Origin of the sequence: Limnobacter litoralis, assembly GCF_030160455.1 — a bacterium.
In the GTDB taxonomy this organism is placed as follows: Bacteria; Pseudomonadota; Gammaproteobacteria; order Burkholderiales; family Burkholderiaceae_B; genus Limnobacter; species Limnobacter litoralis.
In genome coordinates this window covers 1-26355 of the sequence record NZ_BSOJ01000017.1, presented here as the reverse complement: position 1 = coordinate 26355, position 26355 = coordinate 1, and the positions used below count along the sequence as shown (strand labels likewise).

Below are 26355 nucleotides of genomic sequence, written 5' to 3'. Positions count from 1 at the left end.
GGCCTTGTTCCGGTTAGAAAGGCAAAACGCTTAAGAAAAAGCGGCTGAGCCAACCCATGGTGGTGGCTGCATCAATGGCGCCCTTGCCGCTGTATTCCAGCCGGGCATCAGCCACTTTGCGGCTGTCCACCACATTGCCAGCCTGAATGGAAGTCGGCATCACCACGCCGCTGAATTTCAGGGCTTGGACGTCGCGATTGGTGCCGATCTGTTTTTCACCCACCACACGCAAATTGCCGTTGGGCAATACGTCAGCCACGGTCACGGTGATGGTGCCTGTCAGGGTATTGGCCGCTGTGGAAGTGCCGTCACCTGCAAACGCCTTGCTGCTGCTGGCTGAACTGTTCAAAGGATTGGTTGAACCGAAGCCAAATGGAATGCCAGGCAGCTTGATCGACGCAGAATCGGACCGGTTGGCCGCAGTTTTGTTTTTCTGTGAGGCGTCGATCTGTTCATTGATCTGAATGGTCAGAATGTCGCCAATGTGACGGGCGCGAACGTCCTCAAACAGGGGGTTGTAGGTGGATGCGTTGTAAATGCCACCGGTGGGTGCGGCCATGGCCAACTGGGGGTTGGGTTGTGGCTGCTGCACCGTGGTTTCTTTGGGCATGTCCACCTTGGGGGTGTAAATATTTGCACATCCCCCTAAAGTAAATGCCAAAGCTGCCGTTATACCGCGTAGTATAGGTTTAAACATGATCCGCCTCACTGAGTGAACACACTCAGTCTCCCCCTTTTTTCAAAAATCAAAGCTGCGATAAGCGCTGTAACATCTGGTCAGATGTCGTGATTGCCTTGGAATTGATTTCGTAGGCACGCTGCGCCTGAATCATGCTGACCAACTCTTCAACCACGTTGACGTTGGACGTTTCAACATACCCTTGCGACAACAAACCCGCACCATTGGTGCCTGCCTGCGAGGTCGTTGGGGTGCCAGAGGCCGCCGTTTCGATGTACAGGTTGCCGCCTTGTGAAGACAAGCCAGCCGGGTTCACGAAAGTGGCCATCTGGATCTGCCCCAAAGCCTGAGGCTGAACCTGACCAGCCAACAAGGCGGACACCGTGCCATCTGGTGCGATGGTCAATGTTTGCGTGGTGGGTGGAACCGTGATGGGACCGACGATTGGATAACCGTTGGAAGTCACCAGGGTGCCGTTGGAATCCGTCTGAAAACTGCCATCGCGGGTGTATGAAGTAGTGCCATCCGGCATTTGCACCTGGAAAAAGCCGTTGCCGTTGATGGCCACATCCAGCGGGTTGCTGGTTTGTTGCAGGTTGCCCTGCTGGAAATTCTTGACGGTGGCGGTGGGCTTCACACCGGTACCGATTTGCAAGCCAGATGGCACCTGTGTTTGATCCGAGGTTTGGGCACCCGGCTGGCGGATGGTTTGATACAACAAATCTTCAAACACGGCGCGCGAACGCTTGAAACCGTTGGTTGATGTATTGGCCAGGTTGTTGGTAATCACGTCCAGCTGGGTTTGCTGGGCATCCAGGCCGGTTTTGGCAATCCACAAAGAGCGCATCATGGTGTGGTCATCTCCATTAGTTCAAGCCGAACAGGTTGTTGGCAGCCTGCCCGTTTTGTTGCTGGCTGCTGATTGTTTTCATTTGGGTTTCGAAAGAGCGTGCGGCACTGATCATCTCGACCAGCATCTCAACCGGGTTGACGTTGCTGGTCTCGATGTATCCGGATGCAATTTTGACGTTGGGATCCACATCGGCTGCACCTCCACCTTTGACACGGAACAGGCCGTCGTCGCCCCGCTCCATGTTGTCCTTGGGCGGATTGACCAGTTTGAGTTTGCCCAGCTGGATGGGGGTGGCCTTTCCAGAGGTAGGCGTGCCGGTCATGGTGCCATCGTCTGCCACTGAAATGCTGTAGCCCGGTGGCACGCTGATGGGGCCGCCTGTGCCCTGCACTGGTAAACCGCCATTGGTCACCAGTTGCCCCGCGTCGTCCAGCTGAAAGGAACCCGCGCGGGTATAGGCCTCGGACCCGTCGGGTGCTGTGACTGCAAACCAGCCCTTGCCCTGCACAGCCAAGTCCAGCGGGCGACCCGTGGATTGAAGCTGACCCGGGGTGTCGTCAAAGCCGACGGTGGATTCAACGTCGTAATTGCGTGCGCCCTGCCCCTGCCCTTCGACCGGTGCACTGCGAAAAGCCATCAATTGCGCACGAAAGCCGGGCGTGCTGACATTGGCCAGGTTGTTGGCAATGTTGTCTTGCCGGGCCATGGTGCTTTTGGCGGCTTGTGCAGCGAGGTATATCAGCTTGTCCATACCGGTTCAATCCCGATCAATTAACGCAGGTTGGTGATGGTCTGCAACAGTGAGTCTTGTGTTTTGATACTTTGCGAGTTGGCCTGATAGACCCGCTGTGCAGAGATCATGGCCACCAGCTCGGCCGTCAGATCGACGTTGGATTCTTCCAGCGCGCCAGACTGAATCGTGCCAAAAGCCGTGTCGTCACTCAGTGAAACCAGCTCAGGGCCAGCGGCTTCTGTGGCTTTCCAGCCATTGGAGCCGACGGGCTGCAAAGCCTCGGGGTTGTTGAACTTGTACAGACCGACCTTGGCAATGTTTTTGGTTTGGCCGTTGGCGTAATTGATTGCCAACACACCATCTGAACCCACATTAAAACCGGCGAATGGCGAAGATGCATAACCGTTCTGGCTCAGGTTCTGAATGGCAAATGAGCTGCCGTATTGCGTGGTTTTGCTCAAGTCAAACGTGAACTTGTTGGGGGTGCTGCCAGTCGATGAAAATGGCACGCCAGCCGCAGTGACATAGCGGGACAGATCCACTTCAAACCGGGCATTGGCGGGTGTCACCAGCGCGCCATCGGCTGTGAAGCTCAGTGCGCCTGCAGCAGACTGGGCAGGCGCAGTGGTTGGCTTCACTGGGGAAAGACCCACGTCGACCTGTGTGCCGTCCAATGCAGCATACGCGCTCCAGTTGTTGGTCGATTCTTTGCGCAGGTAAATGCTCATGGTGTGGCTGTTACCCAACTGATCGTACACAGTCATGGACGTGGAGTTGTTGTAGCTGCTCAGGTTGGCTGGGTCAAAGGTCACTGTCGGTGAAATGGCGGCCTGACGGGCATCCAGATTCGTCTCCAGCGAGGTGGTGGTTGAGGCTGAGGGTTCAATCGCAGCCTTGGACACGGTGATGGGGCCAGCCACGTCCGTCACTTTGCCGGTGGTTTGATCAATCGGGTAACCAGTCAGCTTGTCGCCATTGGTGTTCACGATGACGTTGGAATTGTCCAGATTGAACTGACCGTTGCGCGTGTACAGAAAGCTGCCGTCGGGTGCCTGGGTCTTGAAAAAACCGGTGCCGTTGATCGCCAGATCCAGTGGACTGCCGGTCACGGTGATGTTGCCCTGCTTGAAGTTTTGAGTCACCGCAGACAGGCTGGTACCCAAACCAATGTTGTTGATGGAGTCGCCGCCGTTGAATGCGCGGGCAAACACGTCAGCAAATGAGGCGGTGGATGATTTGAAACCGACAACGCTGGAGTTGGACACGTTGTTGGCAATTACCTCCAAACCGCGCTGAGCTGCGGTCAGACCACTTAAACCCTGCTGAAAGCTGCTTGAAAATCCCATGATTGCGCTCCTGAATCAGAATATTTGTTTGATGTCAGACACAGCCACTTGCGTTCCGGCTGCTGTCAAAAGTTTTGAACCGGTGGTGGGGTCGTTTTGCAAACCCACCACTGAGGTGATGTCGAGTGTGTTGACCGCCGCTTTTTGACCGGCGGCAGAGGCCGACACGGCAAAGGTGTATTGGCCGTCTGGCAAGGTGTTGCCGCTGTCGTCTTTGCCGTCCCAGCTGAACTGGTGCGTGCCTTGCGCCAGGGCACCCATGTCCATGGTTCTGACTGTCTTGCCCGCACCATTGAGCACCGCCACAGAAACCGCGTCGGTGGCCTGCTGAACATCCAGCGCGCCATCGGCGGGCTTGCCACCGCTGAGCGTCAGGTCATTGCCGTTGACCATGATGGTGCGGCCCAGCAAGCTGGTTGCATTCACGGTTTGACTGGCCGCAAACGACGAAGCCATGTTTTGCATGGTGGTGTTCAGATTGTTAATGCCTGTCACGGTGTTCAACTGGGCCATCTGGCTGGTCACAGCCGCGTTGTCCATGGGCTGCAACGGGTCCTGGTTTTTGAGCTGGGCAACCAGCAAAGACATGAAGCGATCCTGAATCTCCTGCGGGGTTTCAGTGGTGCCACTGGACTTCTTGGTGGACGGGGTGGTTGTGGCCGAATTTGCGCCCAGAACCGAAGTTGAATTGACCGTCATTTATTTCTCCTCGACGTTGGCCTTACTGGCCGATACTTAAAGTTTTCAGCATCAGCGACTTGGCGGTGTTCATCACCTCCGCATCGGTCTGATAACTGCGGGACGCGGCCATCATGTCCACCATTTCTTCAACCGCATTGACGTTTGGCTTGTAGATGTAACCATCTTTGTCAGCCATGGGGTGTTTGGGGTCATACACCTTGATCGGTGCTGAGTCGTCCGTCACCACTTGTTTCACACGTACATCGTTGGCCAGGGGCGCGCTGCTGCCACTGGCTTTGTTCATCTCAGCCTCAAACACAACTTTGCGCGCTTTGTAGGCTTCATCCGGACTGCTGGCCACGGTGTCCACGTTGGCCAGGTTGCTGGCCACAGCGTTCAGGCGTTTCGTTTGCGCCTGCATGGCACCGCCAGCCAGTTTGAATGCGTCAAATAAAGACATCGTCTTCTCCTTTCAGCCCTTAGTTGCCAGAGCCCATGGCCAGCTTGAGATCAGCAATCTGTCGATTGATGTCGCGCAGGGCGGCTTCGTATTTCACAGTGTTCTCGGAAAAGGCGGCACGCTCGCGGTCGATGTCCACGGTGTTGTCGTCCAGTGAGGGGTTCACGCTTTGGCGGTACTGCAGCATGGCTGCGGTTGAAATGCCGCTGGGGTTGCTTCCCGCAATGTGCCCTGCGCTGGTGACAGCCAGGCCACCCTGCATAGGCAGATCGTTTGCACTTGAATGGCCATGTGGCTTTTCAGCGGCCTGCAACGCGGCCTTGAAGTCGAAATCGACTGCTTTGTAATTGGGTGTGTCTACGTTGGAGATGTTGGAGGTGAGCACTTCCTGACGGCGAGCGCGCAGCGTCAGCGCGTCGGCAGCCCCTCGAAACGATTCAGTCAATTTGTCCAGCATGGGATCGAACCCCTTCAAACACTCTTTGATGGATCGATTATTGAGGAGGTGCTGTCAATTCAAATGCGCAATAAGGGCAAAAAAGCCCCCGCTATTCAAAATACGAAACCAGACCGGGCCGCCCTACGATGTCGTCATCACAAGAGGCTTTTCTCATGTTTACGACCAAACAGGAAAAAACTTTAGGACTATTTTCAAACTGGACTGGCCGGGCGATGCGCCTGCTGGCCACGTTGTGTTTGTCCGCCCCAACCTTTGCCCTGGCCACCATGGCCAGCGGGCAATGGGTTACGCAAGACCACCTGGCTGAACTAGTGGACCCCGCCCTGATTCCCAAAGACGCCACTGTGCAAGTGGAGTTAAGCAAGGCGGAACCGCGATTGAGCAATGGACAGTGTCCGGCTGCCCTGTTTTCAAATGCGAGATCTAACCGCATGTGGGGGCGCACTTTTGTTCAGGTTCAATGCGTGGGCTCAGACCAAGTGCCCTTTTTCGTAGGCGTTGACATCAAGGTGTGGGCCCCCGTGCTGGTTGTCAAGCAAACCATTCAACCTGGCGAGGCCATTCGGCCCGACGAAGTGGAATTTCGAACGATGGATTTGACCCAACTGCAAAATGGCTGGGTGGATGACATTGCCCGTCTGGACAACAAGACCGCCACGCGGCAGTTGTTTCCCGGCACGATGCTGCGGCAGGACTATTTCAAAGGGCAGCCCCTGATTAAAGTGGGCGAAACCGTAAAAATTATTGTGAAAGGCCCCGGGTTTTCAATTGGCGGTTCTGGTGTGGCCATGGAAACGGGTGAGAAAGGCGACGTAATCCGGATCAAGACCCCGCAAGGGAAAATCCTGAACGGTGTGGCCACAGACCCTCTTTTGGTGGAGGTGAGCCTGTAAAGATCGAGCCATGCCTTAACACAAACGGGCGGTTACCCCCTTAAGTCATTCAATTGGGTGCCGTTAATGCAGGACAAGGCCTTAAAAAATTGGGCAAGTTTGCAAGAATTCGTTAAAGTTAATGCTGCAGTGACCGTAATAAGGCCATAGATCAATCAAACTGGCTCTGCACCTGCGGAGGAAAACATGAAAGTTAACAGCAATTTTGAACCGGCACCCATAGGCAAACCGTCCAAGTCGACAGGAACCGCCAAGGCCGCAGAAACAAAGGCAGGCGAAAACGCCGCTGCTGAAAGCGCAGTGGCCAAATTGTCCGGCAAAACGAACGAACTCAGCGCCCCGCCCGTGAACCAAACTCGGGTCGAAGCGATTCAGCAGGCGATTCGTGAAGGCAAGTTTGAAGTCAATGCAGACGCAGTGGCTTCAGGAATTATTCAAAGCGCCAAGGAATTGATCGGACAGCGCTAAACGGGCTTCATTGTCTGTTTGCTGTCCAATCCAGATCCAAGGCCTGTATAGATAGAGGATTGGAACGATGTCTCACATTGGTTCAGCAGCAGATATGTACCGCCACCTTGCGCAAGAATGCGAGATGGCCATGGCCTTGGTGGATGTTCTCTTCGAAGAACAATCTTGCCTGATCCGGTTTGAAACGGATCGCCTGCAAGCACTGGCCCTGAAAAAAGAAGCCATGATGCTTGAGCTGGAAAAGCGTTATTTGAACAATCTACAGATGGCGCGTGCTGAGGGCTACAGCCCCGACTTTGAGGGCTTGGCCCGGTGGGTAGACAACCTTTCACACCGCGAAAAGCGGCTCAACAGCACTTTCGAAACCCTGAAAACCACCCTGCAACAGGCCAAACACCTGAATGAGGCCAATGGCAACATTGTGGCTGAGCAAATGGCCGGCCTGCAAGAGCGCATCAGCATTCTGACCGCGGCAGCCATCGGCAACACCGGCGCCAGCCCGGCCGCAAACACCTACGGCCCGCAGGGTGCCTTGAACAAATCAGGCAATGCAGGCACTACGCCCCGCGCGGTAATTCGTTGATCGTCAACCAGTAAGAAACCAGTGCCGAAATGCGTGTCAGGTACTGGTCGAACTGCACTGGCTTCACCGCGAAACTGTTGACCCCAAGCTCATAGGCTTTTCGGACATCGCTGATTTCACGAGAGGATGACAGCACCACGATGGGCATGGTGTTGAATACCTCGTGAGACCGTAAAAACCGCAGTACCTCCAGCCCGTCCAGTTTGGGCAGCTTCAAATCCAGCAAAAGCAACTTGGGCAAATTGGGCCCGACCTCGTCGGTCTGGCTGTCCATCAGCTGCCGGAAATATTCGATGGCCCTTTCACCATCCTCCAACAAAACCGTGGAGGAATTGGACGCCGTTTTTCGCACCACGCGCAAGGCGAGATCGGCGTCATTGGAGTTGTCGTCTACTAACACTACGTCTGTCATTTCTCTGTTCCGTCCGATGAGTTGACCGCGGCTTGAGCGGCCAGTGCCTTAGACAGGCTGAAACCGATTTCAGCACCCTTGCCCACTTCGCCCTTGGCCCAAATTTCGCCACCGTGTCTTTCTATAATGCGTTTGACGATGGCCAAGCCGACACCGGTGCCATCAAAATCTTTTTTGTGGTGCAATCGTTCGAACACATTGAACAGTTTGTCCACGTATTTCATGTCAAAGCCAGCGCCGTTGTCTTTCACCGAGAAACACCAGAAGTCGGGCTGGTCTTCAAAAATGACCTGTACACGCGGCTCGCTCGTTTTGGCAGAAAACTTCAAGGCGTTGTCCACCAGATTCATCAAGACCTGTTGCAACAGCACCGGATCGGCGTACACCACCGGCAAACTCGGCAACTCGATGGTGGCCCTGTTTCTGGCGTCGAGTTGATCCATGACCTTTTCAAGCATGTCGTTGAGGTGAATTTCAACACAGGTCAACTCGGTGCGCAGCAATCGGGAAAAATCAAGCAATCCATCAATCAGCCCACCCATGTGACGGGCATTGTTGCTGATTCGATCTAGCAGCCCGAAGGCGTCCTCCGGCAGATCGTCTTTGTAGTCTTCACGCAAAATGCTGGAAAAGCCGTCAATGGCACGCAGGGGTGCACGCAAATCATGGGACACCGTGTACGTAAAGGCTTCCAGTTCGGAATTGCTGCGCATCAGCTCGGCCGTGCGTTGCTGGATCCGGGTTTCCAGATGACTGTTGACGTTCTGCAATTCGTCTTCAAACACACGCCGTTCAACACACAGGCCCAACAGGCGAATGGCCATCAAGATGCGAATGACATCGTCATCGAGCGGCTCTTCAAAATCACGTTGAGCCACCATGACCCAATATTCAGGCTGGTTGGGTTCAATGGATTTTTTCATGCCCAGCCAGACGCTGGTAACGCCCTGCTCGGACCAGTGTTGAGCGAAATGGTTTTGCTTCATGCGGCCCAACCAGATCAGGCTCTGACGATCGTGCCCGCGCAAGGGTTCGCAGTATTCCTCAGGCGAGTTCCAGACAGCTTCACCCATCTCGTCTGGAATTCGCAAATCACCCGCACTGCTGCGCACCCGCCAGGATTCCATGCCGCTGTGCGCGCGGTAACCCACCAGCACGTCTGCGTGTACACACAGGCAGTTTTTCAGGCCACGTGCATACGACCCAGCCAACTCGGAAATGGGTGCAGACAGCAAAACCCCCTGCAACAAAAAACGCTGGAGAGACAAGAGCTGTTCATTCAAACGCTTCTGGGTGACGTTGCTGGAAACCCCTGTGTACCCTTCAAACTCGCCCTTTTCACTGAACAAGGGGCGACCCGTGGATTCAAAGATCAGCCGGGTGCGCCCCTTGGGCCAGTATTCAAACTCGACTTTGTCGAAGGGCAACTGTTCATTCATCAATTGACGAAAGGTGTCCCAATTGAAGCGCTTGTCGATCAACTTGAGGTCTTCAACCTCGGATCGTGTTTTGTCCACAAAAGGCAATTCAACGGCGGTGGCTGCTGAGGTCTGATCTCGCCCCCTGTAGACAATTCGACGAATCACCTGGTGTTTGTCCTGACGCCAGTACCAATCGCCCGAGAGCTCCATGAGCCGACGCAGTCGTTGTTCAGAGCGGGATTGGGCTTCAATGACCTTGACGATGGTGCTGCTGAGCTTGTTGCTCATGAACAGCGCACCCACCAGACCGACAGCAACCGACGCGAGCACAACGAGCTGCCATGAAGCGGGGTCGGGGGCGGCGGCGGCCACTGCAAGTGCCGCCAGGGAAACCGGTGCGAGACCGGTGAACAGGATGATCCAGACCGATCGGCTCATCCGCTTTTTGGTGTGTTGTAGTGCTTCAGTGATACCTGGAGTGTCTGTCACTGGCATGAGTTTGCGTGCCGGCTATGTGGATAGCCTAGTCTACCGGATTTTCGTGATTCAGAAATCTTTCATCTTGCTGCGCAAGCGCGTAACCGCTTGTGTATGCAGCTGACACACCCGAGATTCAGTCACGCCAAGAATGGCAGCGATTTCGCGGAAGTTCAATTCCTGCTCGTAGTACAAACCCATCAGCATTTTTTCACGCTCGGGCAGGTTTTCAATGGCGCTAACCAAAGACTGCCGGAAGCGCTGGTCGTCCAGCATGGACAGTGGATCGGCGTCTTCGTCGCCATCCATTTGCCGGTCCAGATACCCTTCGCCGTCGCCATCTTCCGCGTAATCGTCGTAGAACACCAGTTGGGCACCACGCGATTCAAACAGCAAGTCCTGATACTCTTCAAGACTGACGCCCATGATTTTGGCCACTTCAGATTCAATCGGGGTTCGGCCCAGTTGCTGCTCGGCCTTGGTGATGGCGGCTTCAATTTTGCGCTGGCCTTGGCGAACACCACGTGGCATCCAGTCGGCCTGACGCAGTTCATCCAGCATGGCACCGCGAATGCGCTGGCTGGCGTAGGTTTCAAATTGAGCGCCCTGCCCCTCTTCAAAGCGGGTAATGGCGTCCATCAAACCAATCAGACCAGCCTGAATAAGATCGTCGATGTGAACCGAAGCGGGCAGTTTGGCGATCAGATGGTGTGCAAGGCGACGCACCAGCGGAACGTACTGGTCAATTTGCCTGGTGTTGTCTAAAGTGCCCTGCGCTGTATACATATGTCGACTCTGTCCCATTGTTCTGTCTTTTTCAGGCATACGCCTGGTCTTCCGCGGTGCACACCGCCTTGGCCACGCGTCGACCGGCGGCAATCATGTCTCTGCCTGCCTCGCTCAGGGGTTGCCCAGCTTTCAGTGTGGGCAGGTGACCGCCGTATTGCAGGGGTTTGCCTAAAAATCGCGCAGTGGTGTCCTGCAGGTTGGCAAATACATGGTCAGCTTCATTGACAGAGCGCACGCCTGCAACAATAACACGATGCTGCACAAATTCGGATACCCCACCAGAGGAACGAATCGCGCTGTAAGCCTGCGTCACTGACTGTGCCGTCGGTTGCACAATCCACAACCACTCGCCCTCTGCTGAAAATTCACTGGCGAGCAAGAACGCACGATAGTCCAGAGTGGCGTAAAGATGGTCGCAGGTAACGGGTAATCGATGTAATTTGCCCAACAGATTGGGGGCTTGGGCAGGCGCGTTGGTCAGCGCGGCCAAACCCTGCCGTGCGGGCACCAGATGTTGTTTTTTGGCCAGCAAGACCGCAAGGTCTTCCAGATTGCGACGGCCCTGCAAGAAGCCGAGCAGGTCTTGGTGTGGCCCAGCATCAACCAAAGCATTCAAACCACGTTCAGACCCGTCAAGCAGCAGGCTGTTTGCACCCAGACGTGCCTGTTGTTCAAGAATAAAGCGCCCCATGCAGGCGGCATAATCCTGTTGCAAATCACCCAGAATCGGGGTGATGACAGGGCGGGCCTGACCGAGCAGCTTTCTGAGAGTTTTGGCTTGATCCATGTTCTTAGTGTACTGGCATTTGCCTCAAAGCGATCAATCAGACTTGGGTCATTTTCCACTTCATTTCTTCATCTGACGCCTGAAAAGCCTGCGTAGGCTTGACCTTCAGCGCGCGATGCACAAGCACCTTGGGATCGGCGGCAAACAGGTCTTCGGGCACGCGCTGGCCGGTGGCAATGTAGTGCAGATTCAGCTTGTGACGCATCACAACGTCCAGCACGCCACCCAACTTGATGGCTTCGTCCAGCTTGGTCAGGATGGCGCCATCCAGACCGCGGTTTTTGTAATGGCGAACCACATCGTCCAGCGTTTCAGGCTGGCTGGTGGCATTCAACAAAATCACACGCTTGGCATGGCTGTCGATCAGCATTTGTGATTGCTCACCCACACGACGGTCGCGCTGGCCCATACCGACCGTGTCGATCAGAATCAGGCGCTTGCGCTGCATGCTGTTTCGAAGCTGTTGCAGGTCTTCATTGGTTTGTGCGGTGTACACCTGCACGCCCAGAATTTTGCCGTAGATGCGCAACTGATCTTGCGCACCCACCCGGTAGCTGTCCGTGGTGATCAAGCCCAGTGAATCTGCGCCGTACTTGACCACACATCGCGCAGCAAGCTTGGCTGTGGTGGTGGTTTTGCCAACACCGGTGGGCCCGACCAGTGCGTACAAGCCGCCCTGCTCGACGATGTCATTGGACGCAGGTGTCACAGGCAGGTTGCGCATCAGCACCGTGCTGACCCAGTCGTGCACTTGGGTGTCGCTGTAGCCATCGGGCAGCTTGTCAACGACCGTGCGTGCAAACAGGGGCGAGAAGCCGGATTGGGTCAAATGATTCCACAGCTCTGCACGCTGGGGGTTTTTCTCCAGCGAATCGCGCCACTGCAACATGTTCATCTGGTCTTTCAACAACTGGCGCATCTGTTTGATCTCGGCCAGCACTTCAGCTTGCTCGGCCATCATGGTTTCGCTGGCGGCGCGGGCGCGGTGTTGGCCCACGCTGTTGAGCATTTCTTCCTGCACAGGGTTGACGCGCTCGGGCGCGGCCGATGGCAGGCGAACAGGCGCAAACGGTTCAGATTGATCGCCGTATTGGGTCATGGCGCGCTGGGCCTCCAGCTGTGCAGCCACTGCATCCCGGCGGGCTTCAGCCACTCGATTGACCGGCGCTTGGGCCAGTGCGGGTGCTGATGGCTTTTGAAAGGCAATACGGTCCTCTTTTTTCCAGGATGGCGGAGCGTCTTGCAGCTTGCCTGTTGCTGCCTGGGCAGGACTGGTTACAGAATCGATTTCTTCAGAGGAAGCCGCCAACACTTCGGTGCCCGCCGCGGTCTGCTTGGTCGACAGAATGATGGCGTCGTCGCCCAGTTCGCTGCGCAGTTTTTGAAGGGCTTCGCGGGTGGTGGGGGCGATGAATTTCTTGAGCTTCATGATTTGGCTCCAACAACTTGGGCAACACGAATGGTGCGGTTTTCGGGAATTTCACTGTGCGACAACACCCGCAAATTGGGTGCCGCGCGTTTCAACAAGCGCGCCATGCCAAGGCGCAGTGTGTCGGGAACGAGCAGCACTGGGGTCTGGCCCAATTGCTCTTGGCGATTGGCGGCATCTGACGTTTGGCGGGCCAGGTTTTCAGCCAGGTTGGGGTCCATGCCAATCTGCTCCTGCCCTTGATGGGCCTGGTTGATCATCTGCTCAAGACGGGGCTCCAGCACCAGCACGTTCAAGTCATCGGTGTGACCCGACAAGCCCTGAACAATGGCACGCCCCAGGGCCACGCGCACTGCGGCAGTCAGCTCCAGCGGGTTTTTGGTGCGGCTGCCGATGTCCAGTAAGGTTTCAAAAATGGTGCGCAAATCGCGGATGTGAACACTTTCGTCCAGCAGGTTTTGCAGCACTTTCTGGATAACAGCCACGTCCAGCAACTTGGGTGTAAGGTCTTCGACCACTTTGGGTGAAGTTTTGGCGCAATGTTCCAGCAATTGCTGGGTTTCAGTGCGGCCCAGCAGCTGTGAAGCGGCAGTTTGCAGAATGTGACTAAGGTGCGTGGCGACCACGGTGGAAGCATCCACCACGGTGTAACCGGCGGCGTTGGCTTTTTCCTTCTGGTCCTCATTGATCCAGATGGCGGGCAAGCCAAACGCCGGGTCTTTGGTTTGTGGACCAGGCAGCTGCATGGTGACGCGGCCAGGGTTAATGGCCAGCACCTGCGTTGGGAAAACTTCGCCCTCGCCCATGCAAACGCCTTTCAAGAGAATGCGATACACGGTGGGGCGCAATTCGAGGTTGTCACGCAAATGCACTGCGGGTGGCAAAAAGCCGATTTCCTGTGCGAACTTCTTGCGAATGGCCTTGATGCGTTTCAACAGGTCGCCGTCTTGTTTGTTGTCGACCAGGCTGATCAAACGGTAACCCACTTCCAGCGCAACAGTGTCCACTGGCACCAGGTCGTCCCAAGTGGCCTCCTGCGCTTCAGTGGTGGCAGACTTGATTTTTTCGGCTTCTTGCAAAGCCACGTCAGACACAGGCTCGGACTGTTTGGTGGCCATGCGATAGGCCAAATAGCCAAAGGCGCCAGACAGCGTCAAAAACGCAAAGTTGGGCATGCCAGGGATCATGCCCATCAACGCCAGAATGCCGGAGGTGATTGCAATCGCCTGAGGGGAATTGAGCAACTGGCCAGCCAGCTGGCTGCCGATGTCTTGCCCTTGACCCACACGGGCCACAATCAAACCGGCGGCAATTGAAATCACCAGGGCCGGGATTTGAGCAACCAGACCATCACCGATGGCCAACATGACGTATTTGGTGCCTGCATCGGCGAAGCTGAGGTCGTGTTGGGCCACACCAATGATCAAGCCACCGATGATGTTGATCGCGAGAATCAGGATACCGGCAACCGCGTCGCCGCGAACGAACTTGCTGGCACCGTCCATGGAACCAAAAAACTCGGCTTCCTGACTGACTTCCAGACGACGGCGTTTGGCCTCGTCTTCATTGATCAGGCCGGCGTTCAGGTCAGCGTCAATTGCCATCTGCTTGCCGGGCATGGCGTCCAGGGTAAAACGGGCTGACACCTCTGCAATCCGGCCGGCGCCTTTGGTGATCACCACAAAGTTGATGACCATCAAAATGGCGAACACCACAAGACCAACCGCCAGATTGCCACCCACCAGAAAGTTGCCGAAAGCCTCAATGACCTTGCCTGCGGCATCCGGGCCTTCGTGACCATGGATGAGTACCACACGGGTGGAAGCCACGTTCAAGCTGAGGCGCATCAGCGTGGTCATCAGCAACACGGTGGGGAAAGAAGCGAAATCAAGCGGCTTTTTGGTGTACAGGCTGGAAACCAGCACCATCAGGCTGAGTGCGATGTTGAAGGAGAAGAGCATGTCCAGTGCCATGGCTGGCAGAGGAAGAATCATCATGCTGAGGATCAACACGATGAACGCTGGCGCACCCAATGTCTTGGCCTTGCCGCCAGAAAGGCTTGCTTTTACGAAGTCCAGAGAGAAGGCAGGGTTGGCCACAATTCAGCTCATCAAAGGGTTAACGGCTTCATTATGGAAAACTTTAGGATTATTTAAACCATGAAATGAGGGTGATTTATGGGCCTATTGCGGCTTGGTCAACCCGAATTACTGCGGGTTTCACCCACCCCCACCGCTGAAGCACCCCGAATTGCAGCGGGTTTCACCCACCCCCACCACTGAAGCACCCCGAATTGCCCTTTTGACTTGAACGGCACACTGGCTTTGGAAGCCCGAGCCGGAACTCGCCCTCGCAAGCCGTTGGCTTGCTCGAAGCTCACACATCCGGCACGTCGGGCGCCGCCAAGGCGGCGGTTCCAAAGCGGCGTGTGCCCTTCAAGGGGCAATTCAGATTGGGGCGCTTCAGTGATGGGGATGGGTTCAAGATCGCTGGCGGCGATTGAGCCAGCGGTGACTACCGCAAGCAGGGGGTGGATCTGCGCAAATCGAATCGGAATGATGGAGGATGGCGAAAAGACCAACTGAGATTTCCAAATGACTGCAATTGCGGCGATGTTGCTGTTCCTGTTTGTTGTGTTCGGTGGAACGGCATGGTCCGTTTTCGCATGCTGGCGTGCAATCAAATATTGGAGCGGGATATGGCTACTGATGCCTGTTTTGCTTCTTGCGAACCTGGCTTTTATCGTAATTCAAATCATCGTCGATACATCGGTAGACCCCACCTCGCACAATTTATGGCCATTTGAGCTTTTGCTCGCCGATCTACTTTGCACAGCAGTTTTGACGTCGATTGCGTGGTTGAAACGGCGATTTTTCAACGACGATTAATCACCAATATCGTCAGTCACTACTCACCCATCCCCATCACTGAAGCGCCCCAATCTGAATTGCCCCTTGAAGGGCACACGCCGCTTTGGAATCGCCGCCTCGGCGGCGCCCGACGTGCCGGATGTGTGAGCTTCGAGCAAGCCAACGGCTCGCGAGGGCGAGTTCCGGCTCGGGCTTCCAAAGCCAGTGTGCCGTTCAAGTCAAAAGGGCAATTCGGGGTGCTTCAGTGGTGGGGGTGGGTGAAACCCGCAGTAATTTGGGGTGCTTCAGCGGTGGGGGTGGGTGAAACCCGCCGAAATTTGGGGCAGATCAAGCGCCAGCCCCAGGATCAAGCCCCTGCGGAATGTCTTTGTCGGTCGGCAAATCCACCTTGTGCTGCATGCCATCAGCCAATGCATACACATACGCCAAAAGCTTGGCGACTGCCGTGTAAAGCGCAGCGGGAATTTCACGCTCCAGTTCAACGTTGGCGTAAAGGGCACGGGCCAGTGGCGGTGCTTCCACCAATGGCACTTTGCTTTCACGGGCCAGTTCACGAATTTTTGCAGCCACTTCGCCCATGCCCTTGGCCACCACCTGGGGCGCGCCACTGCCGTCTTTCTTGTATTTCAGGGCAACCGCATAATGGGTTGGGTTGGTCACCACCACATCGGCGGTCGGCACAGAGGCCATCATCCGCTTGCGAGCAGCCTCACGCTGCAAACTTCGTACTTTGGCTTTCAGGTGTGGATCACCTTCGGATTCTTTGGATTCACGCTTGAGTTCTTCCAGATTCATGCGCAAACCTTTGTAGTAGCGCCAAAGCTGATACGGCACATCCATTGCAACAATCACCATGTAAACCGCGGCCAGTATCAAGGCGTCCTTCATGGCAATTCGCGCGGTCTCCGTCATGGCGGCGTCCAGTGGCATGGCGCCCAACTGCGTGAATTCGGGCATGTCTTTCTTGATCAACAGGTAACCCACCCCACCCAAAGCCACCGATTTCAGGATGGCTTTGAACAGTTCAGCCAGCCCGTTGATTGAGAAAATATTTTTTAACCCGGTGATCGGGTTGAGCTTGCTGAATTTGGGTTCAAGGGGTTTGGTGGACCAGTTGAATCCACCCAGGGCCACGTTGGCGCCGATGGCTGCCACCACCACAATCAGGAAAAGGGGCAGCAAGATCAACAGGCTGTCTTGCAGCATGGCCACCCATTTGATGCCCATGTGCTTGGTGTCAAAAGCCTGTGCCCGATCAACCGTCAGGCCAAAACGCAGCAGCTTTTCACTTTGGGAAACCAGTTCGGAACCCATCACATAGAGCAAGGCGATGCCACTGAGCAATACCAGCCCGCCACCCAGCTCACGCGAACGGGGAACGTTGCCCTCTTCGCGCGCCTTGCGTATTTTCTGTTCCGACGCGGGTAATTCGCGTTCTTGATCGTCTTCCTGTGCCACGTTTCAAATGCCCGGCGTTAAAAAACCAACCACATTAGTGTGAATGTTTCCTGCAGCACGGGCAAGCCATTTGGCTGAAAATAAGGTCAGTCATTGATCAACAGATTGGGGCTGAAGCCGAGGCGAATACCACCCCAGTGGCGGCCGTTCACCCAAACAGGAACCGACAAATCGTTGAGCACTTCCCCTGTGTCACGCCGGTAAGTTTGAAGCAACCATTCGTCTTCACTTTTTCCGGCACGTAAACCCACGGTGTCTGTGAATTTGCGTTTGTTGCGGCTTTCAAGAATGTCTCTTTTCAAATCGCCAGTGACTGGTTTGGAGAATTTCGTGTTGTGCGCGGGCGCATAACCGTTGTGATCCACAGCCAGTGTGTAAACCACGCCAGGCGCAGTTTCAAGCACCTTGTCGAAAACCCGCTGCATGCCGGATTCCACCTGTTTGTCGTACACGGTGTTGAATTTGGGTGGATTGGTGTTGGGGATTGGCCGGTAATTGTCATCAAACACGTTCAGGCCCTGTTGTTGGGCCTGAGCCAACACCTCGGCCAACTCCTCCGCGGCTGATTTGGCGCGGCTGACAATGCGCTCGTAAGTGCCACGACCAATCTTGAATTTGGCGACCATCTCTTTAATGCGCTCGGTGGCCACGCCCAATTCATTGCTCGATTTTTCAGATTCAACGGTGCGGGCAATCACGGAGCTTGCAGTCTCTCGAATGACAGAAACCTTGGAGGACACCTCATCGTTGACTGAACGGACTGTTCCCACCTGTTGGCTGACGTCACTGATTTGATGGTTCATCTGCTCGAAACTTTGAACCATTGCAGCAAAGCGCTCGGCCGAACTCAACACTGTCTTTTGACTTTGGGCAATGTTGTTGTGAATGGTCTGGGTTTCATCTTCGGTTTTGTCAACCAGCTTCAACATGGAATCAATGTTGGTGCGAATGTTACCCGTCGCCTGTTTCACGCGTTCAGCCAAACCACGCACCTCATCGGCCACCACTGCAAACCCTCGACCCTGCTCTCCTGCACGGGCTGCCTCGATGGCAGCATTCAGGGCCAGCAAATTGGTCTGGTCTGAAATTTCGCTGATCAAGCGAACAATGCTTTCAATGCCTTTGCCATTGTCTGCCAGTGCTTTGACGGTGTGTTCAAACCGGGCCAGGCTGTCTGTGGCCACCGACATTTCCTGAGTCACATTCAGCAATTCGCTGTAGCTGCCGTTGACCGTTTTCAGGTGTTCATCGGTGGCTTGCGCCAAGTAACTGGCATTGTCGGCAACTCGGCTCATGGCCTCGCTGGCCTGTGTGGCCGCGTCGTAAATTTCCCGAGTCATCATGCCCTGCGATTCGGCCGCTTTGCTGGCATCTTTCAGACCCCCCTCGACCTGCATGGACTCCATGGAGACCTGAGCCGTCATGCGGCGAATTTCATGCACGATGTTGCGCAGATTTTCCATGAACGCATTGTAATGCTTTGCCAACTCACGCAATTCATCGTGTGTGGTTTGGGGCAAATCAACGGACAAATCGCCACGACCGGACGCAAGCTCAGCCATTCTGTCGCGCAGGGTGTGCACAGGGCGCACAACCAGATGACGCAGATAGAGAAATGCACCGACGCCACCCAACAAAGTCAAGCCTGCCGACGTTCCCACGATCCATTGCAGCTCGCTGGTTTTTTGAGCAACCAGCGCAGCATTGGCAGCGGGCAAACTCTGGAGAAGACTTTGACCCCAGTAATACATCCCACCGAGGCCACCTGCCGCGACCAGCACTGGCGTGGCAACGTTGCCCAGAATTTTTTTCGAAAGGGTATTGAACACGCCCTTCTCGACTGCCTCATACAGATGCTTCATTTTATTCTCCAATCCAGAACCTCTCGGGTTCTTTGTGTCCAGGGCCCCTCTTTGTGGGCTCCCGGTCGTTCAAACAACGCTTGTCTTCAAATCACGCCTTCCAGCAGCTCCCGGATTTCAAGCACCAACACCAATAAACCTTCGCCTGACAGGGTTGCGCCCGCCACGCCTTTTGGTTTGACCCCTTCCAGGGGTTTGATCATGACTTCGTCTTGGCCCACCAGAGTGTCCACCGCAAGAATGCAGGCTTTGTTACCGCTCAGGGTCAACACGCCTACCTTCGGGCCGGGGCTGGTTGGCCGGCCAATCAATGTGGCCAGGTCGAGCAGGGGAATCACTTCACCACGAACCACGAGATTGGGTTTGCCACTGACTTTTTGAATCTTGTCTTCTTCAATTGGAATGATTTCGCGAACACAGGACAGCGGCAGTGAATAAATCTGCTCTTCCAGTTTCAGCATCAACACCGGCAAAATGGCCAGGGTCAATGGCAGTGAAATGGTGATTCTCGAGCCTTGATCCAGCTCAGATTCAATGTCGATTCGACCGTTCAGACGCTGAATGTTGGTTTTCACCACGTCCATGCCCACGCCGCGTCCAGAAATGTCGGAGATCTGGTCTTTGGTGGAGAAACCAGGCAGGAAAATCAGCATCAGACACTCTTTCGGAGTCAGCTGGCTGGCTTCTTCCATGCTGATCAGGCCTTTGTCCATAGCCTTTTGACGGAGCACCTCGGCGTTCATGCCGCGGCCATCGTCCTTGATCTCGATCACAATGTGGTCGCCGGTCTGACGAGCCGACAAATGCACGGTGCCCTTGGGGTTTTTGTTGCATTCGCGACGGTGCTCAATGGTCTCAATGCCGTGATCAACCGCGTTGCGCACCAGGTGCACCAATGGGTCGTTCAATTCTTCAAGAATGGTTTTGTCGACTTCGGTTTCTGCACCCTCAATAACCAGTTCCACGTCTTTGCCGAGCTGACGGGCCACGTCACGGGCCAAACGGCTGTACTTCTGGAACACCCGGCCAACAGGCTGCATACGCGCTTTCATCACGGCGGCCTGAAGATCAGACACCAACATGTCCAGCTGATTGACCACGGTGTCCAGTGACTTGATGGTGTCTTCAGACGGATTGCCGCGTGAGATGGACTCAAACAGGCAATTCAATCGGTTTTTGGTCAGGCCGATCTCACCACTGAGGTTCAAAATTTGGTCAAAGCGGGCTGTGTCTACACGAATGGTGGCGTCTTTGGCGGGGCCACTGGCAGCCGCAGGCGCAGGCTTCGGCTTTTTGTCGACCGGTTTTGGACGCACCGCAGCAGCCGATTGTTTGGCCACGGCAGTGGTGGCCATTTCAGCGCTCAAACGGGCCTGTTCAAGCTCACGCGGCGGTTCTCCAAGGGCTGCTTCATAAAGCGCGGGCCAGTCAAGGTCTCCGTCTTCGCCCACAGGAATGTCAGAGGCATCGTAATGCGCAAGCGAGGGTTTTTCTGATTCCACTGCAGGCTGAGTGGCCGCAGGTTCAGCCACCTCAGGCGATTGCGCGTTTTGGCTGTCCGAGCCTCCTCCGGTGTAGCGGCCTTCAATGGCCAGCTCCAGATTATCCAGCAGATCCTGGGGGGCAGCATCCGGCTGATGGCCGTTGCGCATTTCGCCGAACATGCGGTGTACTTCACCCGTGGCGGCCAGAATGACGTCCATCATGTCGGCGTTCAGCACCAGCGCCCGTGAGCGCAACTTGTCGAACAGGTTTTCGGTTTTGTGACACAACTCCACCAGGTGTGTGGCTTCCAGAAAGCCTGCACCGCCCTTGATGGTGTGAAAGCCGCGAAACACGGTGGCCAACAAATCGGCGTCTTCGGGGCTTTGTTCTAGCTCCACCAGTTTGCTGTCCACGTCTTCGAGCAAGTCCCCTGCCTCTGTCAGGAAATCCTGCAACAACTCGACATCACTGAATGCACTCATGTTTTGCTCCTGCTTGTTCGGTGCTTGTATCAGAAGCCCAGGCTTTCCAGTAGATCGTCAACCTGCCCTTGATTCGAGCACACGTCGCTGCGACCCTCGGGGTTGATGACCGGTCCATTCAACCAGGTGTCCTGCACCTGTTTGCGCTGATCGGACGGCGTAGTGTCCAGCAGCAACTGCACCAGCTGTTCTTCCAGATTTTGCGCCATGGTTGCAATCTTCTTGACCACCTGACCTGTCAGGTCGTGGAAGTCTTGCGCAATCATGATGTCCGTCAGGTGTGAATTGATGGCACCACTTTTCTGGGTGAGATCGCGAATGAATTCACGATTCTCGCGGGTGTGTACCTTGAACTCTTCCAAGGTCATCTGATGGTTGTAGAGCTTGTCCCACTGGGCATCCAGCTTGGCGGCACGCTCTGAAATCTGGTCGGTCAGGTTCTGGCTCGATTCAACCGCACTCAGCACCTTCTCCGCAGCCTGGCCAGTGACGTTGGCAATGTAGGCCAAACGGGCACGGGCATCGGGCAAGCCATTGATGGCGGTTTCAACGTTTTTGTCATAGCCCAGCTCACGCAAGGCATCGTGCAGTTTGCGGGTCAGCATGCCCACACGCTGGAACACGTCCAGAGGATCCTCAGACCCTTTGGCGATCATTTCGCCCAAATCGGTGCGTACGGGTGTCTCGCCGCCAGACTCTGCAACGGGTGCGGGTGCGGCGGTTTGTACTGTGGCTGGCGCAGGCTCGTCATCGCCTTGCTCCCAGATTTTTTGCTCTGCGATTTGATCAAACAAAGCTTCCAGATCGTCGGTGTCGCCGCTTTTCAGGTTTTCAGGGTTCATCCTTTGGACCTCACTGTATTGGTTTTAAACAGACATCTTGGCAACGATCTTGTTGAATTTCTCTTCAAGCGTTGCTTTGGTAAATGGCTTCACAATGTAGCCACTGGCGCCCATCTGAGCGGCCAACACAATGTCTTCTTTTTTGGCCTCAGCAGTAACCAGCAACACTGGCAAATGCTTCAGCCCGGCATCCGACCGAATGGCCTGCAACAGCTCAAACCCAGTCATGTTGGGCATGTTGATGTCGCTGACCACGAAATTAAAGTTGCCGTTCCTGAGCTTGCTCAGGGCCACAGCACCGTCTTCGGCTTCATCGGCGTTGTTGTAGCCGATCTCCTTGAGCAGGTTGCGAACAATTCGACGCATGGTCGAGAAGTCGTCAACAATCAGGATTTTCAAATCTTCGGGGTTCATGAATTGCTCCTTTAAGCGGGCAGCATCGAGGTCACCATGCCGGCGAGATCCTCGGGGTGAAACTTGCCAACATAGGCGTCAACGCCCACTTGTTGACCCAGCTTTTTATTGGCGACTGAAGACAGTGAGGAATGCATCACAACCGGAATGCCCTTGAATCGGGGGTCTTCCTTGATGTGGCGTGTCAACACATATCCGTCCATTTCAGGCATCTCGGCATCCACCAGAATCAGTGACACGATTTCCTTGATGTCACGGTGTTCCTGTTCAGCACGGCTGGCGATGGTTTTGAGCTTTTCCCAGGCTTCGCGGCCATTGGTTGCTGACTGGTGTGGCAGATGCAGGCGATCCAGCACTTCGGTGATCTTCTTGCGGGCCATGTTGGAATCGTCCGCAAAGAAGACTGGGTGTGGATGGTCTGAGCGCAGGTTTTCCATTTCGGGGACATCGCTCTCGCCGATGACCTCGGCCAGAATCTGCTCAACGTCAAGAATTGACACCAGCTTGCCCTCGGCCAGCTCCGTCAGCGCGGTAATCATGGCGCTTTGAGATTGGCCAATCGATTGGGGCGACTTCACCTGCTCCCAGTCCACCCTGACGATTCGGTCAACGTCTTCAACCAGAAAAGCCTGGGTGTGTGATGAAAACTCAGTGATGATGAGCTTTGTCTTGGGTTGATCGTTGTCCATGCGCAAGCAGCAGGCCAGATCAATCACCGGCAAGATGCTTCCGCGCAGTGAAATAATGCCCTCGACCCCCGCAGGCATGTTCGGGGTACGGGTAATGGGCAGCGTTTCACACACCTCCCTGACCTTGAACACGTTGATGCCGAACACCTCTGTCGAGCCGAGCGAGAACAGCAGCAGTTCCATTTTGTTAGAACCCGCCAGTCTGGCCTTCTCGTCGATCATGTTCATCAAGCGGTAATCGTTGTCCATTTTTCGCTGCTCCTAACAGTCATTTGTTCAAACCATTCTTGTCGAATGGCAATTTTTGCAATTGGGGGATGGCTGGCAAATCCACTTGGGGTTTGCTGGTGTCACCACCCTCGGCAGAGGCCCTTACTGCGTCCTCGGCACGTTTGTTCATCACTACAATCGCGATCCGGCGATTCACTGCTGCAGCTGGATCTTTGGCATCCATCGGCACGGACGACGCTAAACCAACCACTCGCAACACCTTGGCCTCAGGCATGCCGTCGTGCATCATTTCCCGGCGGCATGAATTGGCCCGATCAGCCGACAATTCCCAGTTGCTGTAACCCATGGCACCGTTGGCATACGGGGCCGAGTCGGTGTGCCCTGAAATCGTCAAACTGTTGGGCACTTCCAGCAACACTTTGGTCAAGCTTTTCAGAATGTCCTTCATGTAGTCCTTCAGCGCCGCACTGCCGGAATCAAACATCGGCCGATTCTGTGCATCCACAATCTGAATCCTCAAACCTTCTGGCGTAATGTCCAGCTTGATCTGATTTTTAAACGCTTTCATCAAAGTCGATTTGTCGATTAACTGCTCTATTTCCTGCTTTAATTCATTTAAGCGTGCTGCCTCGGCCTTTTCATAGGCCTCTTTGCTGGCGTTGGTCGAAGGCTGTGACGTGTCTTTGTAGGATTTGTCACTGTCATTTCTGCCCCGCTGAATCTGCCCAACCGACCTCGACAAATCGGTTCCACCTGCGTTTATTACACTGGTAGCAGTGCCTGATCCGCTTCCCCCCATCAAGGCAACCTTAAGGGGCGAGTTGAAGTAATCCGAAATGCCTTTCAAGTCCCCTTCCGAAGTGGAGCCCAGCAGCCACATCAACAGAAAGAAAGCCATCATCGCAGTCACAAAATCGGCATAGGCAATCTTCCAGGCGCCGCCATGATGGCCATGACCACCCTTCTTGATCTTCTTGACAACGATGATCGGGCGTTGCTCTTCTGCCTTGGCCATGGCTTACTTCCCTTTCGTGCTCTTCACGTGCTCTTCGAGCTCGATGAAAGAAGGGCGTTCGGTCGAATAAAGCACTTTGCGACCAAACTCCACGGCCAAAGCCGGGGAGTAACCATTCAAGCTTGCAAGCAGCGTGGTCTTGACGCACTCGAAGGGCTTGGAACTCTCGTTGGTTTTGTGGTTGAGCAATGAGGCCAGCGGGCCAATAAACCCGTAGGACAGCAAAATGCCCAAGAAGGTACCCACCAACGCCGCAGCAATCATGTTGCCCAGCTCGGCGTTGCTGACCTGCCCCACTGAACCCATCACGTGCACCACCCCCATCACCGCTGCCACAATACCGAAGGCTGGCAGGCCATCGGCAATGGTCTGGACTGAAGCTGCAGGCACATGGGCCTCCTGGTGGTGGGTTTCAAGTTCACCATCCATCAGGTTTTCGATTTCCATGGGATTCAAGTTACCGCTGACCATCAAGCGCAGGTAGTCTGTCAAAAACTCAACAATGTGATGATCTGCCAGTACCTCGGGGTATTTTTGAAAAATCGTACTTTGCTCAGGCTCTTCCACGTCGGATTCAATCGACATCAAACCTTCTTTGCGCACCTTGGTCAGTACCTCAAACATCAGGGCCATCAGTGACATGTAAAACGCTTTGGTGACAGCCGTGTTTTTAAAGCACGAGCCCAAAGCCTTGCCAATGGCCTTCAAAACCTTGGGTGTGTTACCAACAACCAACGAGCCTGTTGCTGCACCCGCGATGATGATCAGTTCGACTGGCTGAAACAGCACATGCAGATGGCCACCCGCCATTGCGAATCCGCCGAGCACACTGCCAACTACCAATACATAACCAATGATGACGAACATGTGATGAGTCTCTGTCTAGTGCAAAGGATAATTTCCACACTCTTATTGTCGGCAAAAGCTGAAAAATCTTTTGCTTGAATAAAGTGTGTTTTATGGGCGACTTCGAGAAATGGACGGGGTGTAGAGATGAAAAAAACGGCCAGCAATGTGTGCTGGCCGTTTTTAAATCAAGAAGCTCTCGTTGCAGACCCGGAAGAGACAGAGGGTGGGAGGATGCTACCGGACCTTTTTTATCGCAACGAGAGCAAACCTTTCACTCGTGCAAGGCGGCTTCTTCGTTGAAGAAACGCTCTGCGGGCGATTGCCGGGTTTTACCGGCGCGTGATGGCATATTGCACAGGCCACACACGTAATCATTCACCAACTCGAAGGTGTGCACAACAAATTTTCCATCGCACTTTACACATCCAGTAGTTGTCAGCATGCCGGCGTCAAAAAACTTCACCAGTCTCCAGGCGCGGGTCAGTGAGAGCACATCAGGCAGGCCCAATTGATTGATCTGCTCAAGGTACATTTTGTAAGCCTTGATGATGGCATCAATGTCTTCAATGTCGGTGCTTTTAATCAGCGTCTGATAAATATTCACGAACAATGAAGAATGGATGTTGGGCTGCCAGGTCATAAACCAGTCGGTTGAAAAGGGCAACATGCCCTTGGGTGGCGACTTGTGTTTCAACTCTTTGTACAGCTTGAGAAGACGTTCGCGAGACAACTGCGTTTCACTTTCCAGAACCTGAAGGCGTGCATCCAGATTGATCAGCTCTGTAGCCAACTGAATTTGCGCAGCTTCTGAAACGATTGATTTGACTTTGGCCATGATTGTTCTCCGGCGTTCTTACTGGTTTGGCAAGACCTTAAACTGAGGCGCTTGCGTCGGCTGCTTTGCCACTCATCAGAATGGCGGCGTGCATGCCAGAGACTGAACGGTCTTTGGAGTGACTCGTCAACAGGTTCCAGACCACTTCATCGTCGAACCGGAATCGACACATCAACATGTTGCTGGCGGCGATGCGCAGCACCTGTGCTGTTGTCAGCGATTCGATCAAATCAGCCACCTCATCCGAGATGCCCAAGCGAAAAGTGGCTTCAGCGCGATCTTCACGAATCAGTTGCTGAGCCAGCAACAGATAAGACAGGTTGGTTTCGCGAATTTCATCCAGTAAACGTGTGCCTTTCATTTTCAGTTCCTCCGTCTATTTGTGCATGCCCTGCACCACAAATCTGTTTGCCGCAGAGCGACAATCCCCTTGAACGAATTTTCGGCTTGTCACCCAAAATCTTTAAGCGGCCTAAATCCATTCCTTCGGTCATCCGTTTGCTGCTTTAAAAGTAGGTCTTTGGATGACACGAAGCCATTGTGTGGATATCGAGGAGCGCTCAACAGTACCAGCATGAGGGAGCCCCTTACACGGGCTTAACCAATACGGCTAACCCCCCCCAAAAGTAGCTACCCCATGTGTCCTTAACGACTCGTTCTAGTGAAAGATAAAGTCAACAATTGTGAAATCTGGCGAAAAAGATTCAATTGAAATGAATCTATTTATAGAGACTTTGTATGGCCAGAACTTTTTTCACACCTTGCCCTCAAGTTTCATTTTTCAGTGGCGTAAAGCAGTCATAGGACGCGCAATCAGCAGCGTCCAGATGAAACAAACAAACTGCTTGGAGA

28 protein-coding genes are annotated in these 26355 nt (G+C 54.6%); 4 read left to right on the top strand and 24 right to left on the bottom strand.

Translation table 11 applies throughout. The features are described 5' to 3' along the window. Positions 1–13: 13 nt before the first annotated feature. From QQJ87_RS09260 to flgB, 7 genes are read right to left on the bottom strand one after another with little or no spacing between them, the layout of a single operon-like run. Positions 14–697 (bottom strand): flagellar basal body L-ring protein FlgH, encoded by a 684-nt coding sequence (locus tag QQJ87_RS09260; RefSeq protein ID WP_284281380.1) that lies wholly within the window; start codon positions 695–697, stop codon positions 14–16. A 49-nt stretch (positions 698–746) separates the two neighbouring features. After that, the gene (gene flgG, locus QQJ87_RS09255; protein WP_284281379.1) at positions 747–1529 is read right to left on the bottom strand and encodes a flagellar basal-body rod protein FlgG; all 783 of its coding nucleotides are present in this window, start codon (positions 1527–1529) and stop codon (positions 747–749) included. A gap of 16 nt (positions 1530–1545) precedes the next feature. Next, complete coding sequence (flgF, locus tag QQJ87_RS09250; protein ID WP_284281378.1) at positions 1546–2283, bottom strand: flagellar basal-body rod protein FlgF; 738 nt, start codon at positions 2281–2283, stop codon at positions 1546–1548. 20 nt (positions 2284–2303) lie between these two features. Further along, positions 2304–3611 carry a flagellar hook protein FlgE gene (gene flgE / locus QQJ87_RS09245; RefSeq protein WP_284281377.1) on the bottom strand — a complete coding sequence of 436 codons (1308 nt, stop codon included), beginning with the start codon at positions 3609–3611 and terminating at the stop codon, positions 2304–2306. Positions 3612–3626: 15 nt separating this feature from the next. Beyond that, entirely contained in the window at positions 3627–4310 is a 684-nt protein-coding gene (locus tag QQJ87_RS09240; protein WP_284281375.1) for a flagellar hook assembly protein FlgD, read from the bottom strand. Positions 4311–4332: 22 nt separating this feature from the next. After that, on the bottom strand, positions 4333–4752 hold the full coding sequence (gene flgC, locus QQJ87_RS09235) for a flagellar basal body rod protein FlgC (RefSeq protein ID WP_284281374.1): 420 nt from the start codon (positions 4750–4752) through the stop codon (positions 4333–4335). Positions 4753–4771: 19 nt separating this feature from the next. Further along, entirely contained in the window at positions 4772–5209 is a 438-nt protein-coding gene (flgB, locus tag QQJ87_RS09230; RefSeq protein WP_284281373.1) for a flagellar basal body rod protein FlgB, read from the bottom strand. Between the two features lie 155 nt (positions 5210–5364). Between flgB and flgA the strand changes: the two genes are divergently transcribed. The 3 genes from flgA (at position 5365) to QQJ87_RS09215 (ending at position 7156) form a co-directional block, all read left to right on the top strand. Next, complete coding sequence (flgA, locus tag QQJ87_RS09225) at positions 5365–6105, top strand: flagellar basal body P-ring formation chaperone FlgA (protein ID WP_284281372.1); 741 nt, start codon at positions 5365–5367, stop codon at positions 6103–6105. Positions 6106–6255: 150 nt separating this feature from the next. Further along, positions 6256–6573 (top strand): flagellar biosynthesis anti-sigma factor FlgM, encoded by a 318-nt coding sequence (flgM, locus tag QQJ87_RS09220; RefSeq protein WP_288107156.1) that lies wholly within the window; start codon positions 6256–6258, stop codon positions 6571–6573. A 67-nt stretch (positions 6574–6640) separates the two neighbouring features. Continuing rightward, the gene (locus tag QQJ87_RS09215) at positions 6641–7156 is read left to right on the top strand and encodes a flagella synthesis protein FlgN (RefSeq protein ID WP_284281370.1); all 516 of its coding nucleotides are present in this window, start codon (positions 6641–6643) and stop codon (positions 7154–7156) included. Here QQJ87_RS09215 and QQJ87_RS09210 read toward each other — a convergent pair. The 7 genes from QQJ87_RS09210 to QQJ87_RS09180 form a co-directional block, all read right to left on the bottom strand. Then, positions 7131–7568, bottom strand: coding sequence for a response regulator (locus tag QQJ87_RS09210; RefSeq protein WP_284281368.1), 438 nt, complete (start codon positions 7566–7568; stop codon positions 7131–7133). The two genes, QQJ87_RS09215 and QQJ87_RS09210, sit on opposite strands and share 26 nt — an antisense overlap. After that, positions 7565–9484 carry a PAS domain-containing sensor histidine kinase gene (locus QQJ87_RS09205; protein WP_284281367.1) on the bottom strand — a complete coding sequence of 640 codons (1920 nt, stop codon included), beginning with the start codon at positions 9482–9484 and terminating at the stop codon, positions 7565–7567. Before QQJ87_RS09205 ends, QQJ87_RS09210 begins: the two co-directional genes overlap by 4 nt. Positions 9485–9535: 51 nt before the next feature. Further along, on the bottom strand, positions 9536–10252 hold the full coding sequence (locus tag QQJ87_RS09200; RefSeq protein ID WP_284281365.1) for an RNA polymerase sigma factor FliA: 717 nt from the start codon (positions 10250–10252) through the stop codon (positions 9536–9538). A gap of 31 nt (positions 10253–10283) precedes the next feature. Further along, positions 10284–11042, bottom strand: coding sequence for a P-loop NTPase family protein (locus QQJ87_RS09195; RefSeq protein ID WP_284281364.1), 759 nt, complete (start codon positions 11040–11042; stop codon positions 10284–10286). 37 nt (positions 11043–11079) lie between these two features. Then, a complete protein-coding gene (gene flhF, locus QQJ87_RS09190; RefSeq protein WP_284281363.1) occupies positions 11080–12471 on the bottom strand; it encodes a flagellar biosynthesis GTPase FlhF in 1392 nt (463 codons plus the stop codon). Next, positions 12468–14573 carry a flagellar biosynthesis protein FlhA gene (gene flhA, locus QQJ87_RS09185; protein WP_348534580.1) on the bottom strand — a complete coding sequence of 702 codons (2106 nt, stop codon included), beginning with the start codon at positions 14571–14573 and terminating at the stop codon, positions 12468–12470. Before flhA ends, flhF begins: the two co-directional genes overlap by 4 nt. Before the next feature lie 95 nt (positions 14574–14668). Further along, positions 14669–15052: a hypothetical protein gene (locus tag QQJ87_RS09180; RefSeq protein ID WP_284281360.1), complete on the bottom strand. Its 384-nt coding sequence runs from the start codon at positions 15050–15052 to the stop codon at positions 14669–14671. 13 nt (positions 15053–15065) lie between these two features. Between QQJ87_RS09180 and QQJ87_RS09175 the strand changes: the two genes are divergently transcribed. Next, on the top strand, positions 15066–15359 hold the full coding sequence (locus QQJ87_RS09175) for a hypothetical protein (protein WP_284281359.1): 294 nt from the start codon (positions 15066–15068) through the stop codon (positions 15357–15359). 309 nt (positions 15360–15668) lie between these two features. Here the strand turns inward: QQJ87_RS09175 and flhB are convergent, their stop codons facing one another. From flhB to flhD, 10 genes are all read right to left on the bottom strand, one after another. Further along, positions 15669–16799 (bottom strand): flagellar biosynthesis protein FlhB, encoded by a 1131-nt coding sequence (gene flhB / locus QQJ87_RS09170; protein ID WP_284281357.1) that lies wholly within the window; start codon positions 16797–16799, stop codon positions 15669–15671. Between the two features lie 86 nt (positions 16800–16885). Then, positions 16886–18661, bottom strand: a complete 1776-nt coding sequence (locus QQJ87_RS09165; RefSeq protein ID WP_284281355.1) for a methyl-accepting chemotaxis protein — start codon at positions 18659–18661, stop codon at positions 16886–16888. A gap of 86 nt (positions 18662–18747) precedes the next feature. Then, complete coding sequence (locus QQJ87_RS09160; protein WP_284281354.1) at positions 18748–20628, bottom strand: chemotaxis protein CheA; 1881 nt, start codon at positions 20626–20628, stop codon at positions 18748–18750. Positions 20629–20657: 29 nt separating this feature from the next. Further along, the gene (locus QQJ87_RS09155; RefSeq protein WP_284281352.1) at positions 20658–21470 is read right to left on the bottom strand and encodes a protein phosphatase CheZ; all 813 of its coding nucleotides are present in this window, start codon (positions 21468–21470) and stop codon (positions 20658–20660) included. Between the two features lie 24 nt (positions 21471–21494). Further along, positions 21495–21884, bottom strand: coding sequence for a chemotaxis response regulator CheY (gene cheY / locus QQJ87_RS09150; RefSeq protein WP_284281351.1), 390 nt, complete (start codon positions 21882–21884; stop codon positions 21495–21497). Positions 21885–21895: 11 nt separating this feature from the next. Next, positions 21896–22822 (bottom strand): chemotaxis protein, encoded by a 927-nt coding sequence (locus tag QQJ87_RS09145; RefSeq protein WP_284281350.1) that lies wholly within the window; start codon positions 22820–22822, stop codon positions 21896–21898. A 19-nt stretch (positions 22823–22841) separates the two neighbouring features. Beyond that, on the bottom strand, positions 22842–23819 hold the full coding sequence (gene motB, locus QQJ87_RS09140; RefSeq protein WP_284281348.1) for a flagellar motor protein MotB: 978 nt from the start codon (positions 23817–23819) through the stop codon (positions 22842–22844). A gap of 3 nt (positions 23820–23822) precedes the next feature. Then, positions 23823–24686: a flagellar motor stator protein MotA gene (gene motA, locus QQJ87_RS09135; RefSeq protein WP_284281347.1), complete on the bottom strand. Its 864-nt coding sequence runs from the start codon at positions 24684–24686 to the stop codon at positions 23823–23825. 253 nt (positions 24687–24939) lie between these two features. Continuing rightward, positions 24940–25503: a flagellar transcriptional regulator FlhC gene (flhC, locus tag QQJ87_RS09130; protein WP_284281346.1), complete on the bottom strand. Its 564-nt coding sequence runs from the start codon at positions 25501–25503 to the stop codon at positions 24940–24942. A gap of 37 nt (positions 25504–25540) precedes the next feature. Continuing rightward, entirely contained in the window at positions 25541–25864 is a 324-nt protein-coding gene (gene flhD, locus QQJ87_RS09125) for a flagellar transcriptional regulator FlhD (RefSeq protein WP_284281345.1), read from the bottom strand. Between the last annotated feature and the right edge of the window lie 491 nt (positions 25865–26355).